This window comes from Streptomyces sp. CNS606, assembly GCF_000426325.1.
Map to the genome: position 1 here is coordinate 1 of NZ_AUFD01000053.1, position 3,956 is coordinate 3,956.

Sequence of the window (3,956 nt, forward strand, 5' to 3'; positions counted from 1 at the left end):
TATTGGTGCCGGAATCTGCGGCAGCCGGTGCGTTTCGACAGGGCTTTGGAGCGGCTTCTTGATGATGGTCATGGGGTGTTTGTGGAGGTGTCGGCGCATCCGGTGTTGTCGATGCCGTTGACGGATGCGTGTGCTGGGCGTGGCGGTGTGGTGGTGGGTTCGCTGGCTCGTGGTGAGGGTGGCCGGGGGCGGTTGCTGCGGAATCTGGGTCTGCTGCATGTGAGTGGTGTGGAGGTGGATTGGGGCCGGGTTCTGCCTGCGGGCGGTGGTTTGGTCGGGCTTCCCACGTATGCGTTTCAGCGGGAGCGGTTCTGGCTGGAGTCCTCGGGTGCGCGGACGGGTGATGTGCGGTCGGTGGGGTTGGAGGTGTCGGGGCATCCGTGGCTGGGTGCGGTGACGACGTTGGCCGATGGTGAAGGGGTTCTGTTCACGGGCCGGCTGTCGTTGGCGCAGCAGCCGTGGCTGGCGGAACACGCCGCGTTCGGGACGGTGCTGGTTCCCGGGACCGGACTCCTCGAACTGGCCCTCACTGCTGCACAGGAGGTCGGGGCGGCCGGCGTCGCGGAACTGACCCTCACGGAGCCGCTGCTGATCGACCCGCCCGTGCGGCTCCAGATCATGGTCGGGGCGCCGCAGGCCGACGGTCGCCGGTCGCTCGCCATCCACAGCTCCCCCGAGACGCTGGACGCCCCCGGGCCCTGGACGCAGCACGCGACCGGCGAACTGTCGCCGCAGGCAGCCCCGCCCGAGCCGTCCGGGGAGTTCGCGGACCTCCGGCGGTGGCCCGTGCAGGGAGCCGAGTCCGTGACGCTCGACGGCTTCTACGCGCGCTTCTCCGCTCAGGGCATCGACTACGGTCCGGGTTTCCAGGGATTGACGGAGCTGTGGCGCAAGGGTGACACCGCCTACGGCCTGGTCCGGCTCCCCCAGCCCCTGTCCGCCGACGGCTTCGGTATCCAGCCGGCGCTCCTCGACACCGCCCTGCATGTCATGAAGGGCGTCCTCACCTCGGATGGCGCGCCCGAGCCCGAGGGGGCGCTCCTCCCGTTCGAGTGGACGGACGTCGACCTGTACGCGACGGGCAGCCGTGAACTGCGGGTACGCATCGACGTCACGTCGTCCGAACAGGGACAGGAAGTCCGTCTGTGGGCCGTGGACGCGGCCGGGGAGCCGGTGGTCCGCGTGGGCGGCCTCCACCTGCGCCGTGCCACCGCAGACCAGTTGCGCTCCGCGCGGGGGCGGGCGATCGACGGGCTGCACCGTCTGACGTTCCGGCCGGTGGACGTTCCCGACACTCCCGTGAGCCCTGACACGGACGCCGTTCTCACCGTGAGCGGGGAGCTCGCCTCCCTCCTGGAGTCGCCCGGGCTGGCGGGTGTGCCCGCGCTGTCGGCGTGGCTGGATGCCCGCGCGGAGTCGCCGGCCCGCATCGCCGTCGACCTGAGTGGAATCCCCTCGTTCCCAGCGGCGTCGTCCGACGCGGTCGACCACGTCGCCGAGCAGGTCCTTCCGCTGCTTCAGGCCCTGCTGCACGAGGAGCGGCTCGCCACCACGGAGATCGTTCTCGTCACCCGGGGCAGCGTGGCCGCGGCTCCCTGCGACCGCGTCGAGGGCCTGCCGTACGCGCTGCTGTGGGGGCTCGTCCGCTCGGCGCGCGCCGAACACCCCGACCGCATCCTCCGTCTCCTCGATCTCGACCCCGGTTGTAGCGATCCCGGTCCCCCGGCCCGCGCGCTCGCCGTCACCGGAGAGCCGGAACTCGCCGTCCGCGGGGGCGACGTGCTCGCCCCGAGACTGCTCCGCGCCGACGCCGACGCCGACGCCGATGCCGACGTCCCCGTGCTCGACCCCGACGGTGCCGTACTGATCACCGGAGGCACGGGGGAACTGGGCCGGGCCACCGCCCGTCACCTCGTCCGCCACCACGGCGTGCGCCACCTCGTCCTGACGTCGCGTCGCGGCGCCGACTCCCCCGGTGCGCAAGCACTCGTCCGGTCCCTCCAGGACGACGGGGCGGAGCAGGTCCGCGTGGTGCGCTGCGACGTCACCCGTCACGACGACGTGGCTCGCGTCCTCGGCCTCGCCGACGCCGCGCACCCGTGGACCGCGGTCCTGCACCTCGCGGGCGTGCTGGACGACGGCCTGCTGCTGGGCCAGGACGGCGCACGCTTCGTCAGTGTGGCCGCGCCGAAGGTCCTGGGAGCCCTCCACCTCGACGCACTCACCGCCGACCTGGACCTCGCCGCCTTCATGCTCTTCTCCTCCGCAGCGGGCACCGTCGGCACGGCCGGGCAAGGCGTCTACGGCGCGGCGAACGCCTGGCTCGACGCGTACGCCGCCCGCCGACGGGCCGAGGGCCGGCCGGTCACCGCGCTGGCGTGGGGACTGTGGGAACAGGAAGGCGTCGGCATGACCTCGCACCTCGGAGCCGTCGAACTCGACCGCATGCGCCGCCAGGGCATCGCGCCACTGCCCTTCGCCCAAGGACTGTCACTCCTCGACGCGGCTCTCGCCCGTCCCGCAGGCAACCTCGTGCCCGCCAAGCTCGATCTGCGCGCCGCGCAGCACGCCGTGGACGCCGGGGAGGAGAGCCCGGCCCTGTTCCGGGCACTCCTCCGGGCACCCCGGCGCACAGCCGCACCCGCGCAGGCCGGCTCCGCCCCGGACGGCCTGCGCGAGAGGCTGCTGACGGCCCCCGCCGAGGACCGCCCCGACATCGTGCTGAACGTCGTCCTCCGGGAGGTCGCCACCGTGCTCGGCCTCGAGGCAGGCGGCCCCCTCGGTCCCGATCGGGTACTCAAGGAACTCGGCCTCGACTCCCTCATGGCCGTCGAACTGCGCCGCCGCCTCGTCGCGGCCACCGACACGTCGCTGCCGGCGACCCTGGCCTTCGACTACCCGACACCCGAGGAAATCGCAGAGCTCGTGCTGACCCGTCTCGCTCTCCCCGCCGACACCGCCGACACCGCCGACGAAGCGCGGGAACCGGTCGCCGCCGGAGGCAGCGGAGACGCCGACGCCCTCCTCGGCTGGGCCCTCCACCGGCTGACCGCCGACCGGCTGCGCAGCAGCGGCCTGCTCGACCGGATGGTCGAACTCGCCCGCGAGGCGCCCTCGGGCGGACGCACGGCAGACGCGGAGTCGCTCGACGCGTCGGCTGCCCTCGCGGCCGGACTCAGCGGTCTGGAGGCCCTCGGGATCGAGGAACCGGTCGCCGGGCCGGACGGCTCGGAGGGCGTGGGCGTGCTGGACGTCGGGCGGTCGGTCGACGACATCAACGCCGAACTCGACGCACTGCTGGAAGCCTCGGGTCACGACTTCGACTGAGAATCGACGTCGTCCCCCGTCCCCCGTCCCCCGCCCCACGAGCTACGGCTCTCGGCCCTCGGAGCGCCTGGCACCGCCTGTCCGGCTGCCTCGCTCCGGGGGCCGGTCGCGTTCCCGGACGAATCCAGGCGCGAGGACGACTACACCCGGGCTCAAGCGGCCGCCTCTTGGCTGGACGAGTCTCGTGATGTGTATGCCGGGACACTTTTCGCCCGCCGAAGGCCGTGCAGAGAGGCTCAATGGTGTCGATCTCAAACCAGGACCGGATGGAAGCCGCGCTGCCCGCAATTCGTGCGCTGCAGAAGCGTGCAGCGGGCCTGGAGGCGCGTCAGGCCCGGCAGCAGGAGCCCATTGCGGTGGTGTCGATGGCGTGTCGTTTGCCGGGTGGGATCGATTCGCCGGAGAGTTTTTGGGAGTTGTTGGCCGCGGGTGGTGATGCGGTGGGTGGTCTGCCGTCGCGGTGGGACGGGTTGGATGTCTTCGATCCGGATCCCGAAGCGGTGGGGAAGAGCTATGCGCGTGAGGGTGGGTTCCTCTCCGGTGTGGAGGGGTTCGATGCGGGGTTCTTCGGGGTGTCGCCGCGTGAGGCGGTGTCGATGGATCCGCAGCAGCGGCTGGTTCTGGAGACC

General features: G+C 72.1%; 2 protein-coding genes. Both read left to right on the forward strand.

From position 1 onward, the window contains the following. The first annotated feature begins 27 nt into the window (after positions 1–27). On the forward strand, positions 28–3,327 hold the full coding sequence (locus tag K304_RS30280; RefSeq protein WP_078529428.1) for a type I polyketide synthase: 3,300 nt from the start codon (positions 28–30) through the stop codon (positions 3,325–3,327). 242 nt (positions 3,328–3,569) lie between these two features. Beyond that, a partial coding sequence (locus K304_RS0120485) for a beta-ketoacyl synthase N-terminal-like domain-containing protein (protein ID WP_027765251.1) occupies positions 3,570–3,956 on the forward strand: 387 nt, incomplete at its 3' end.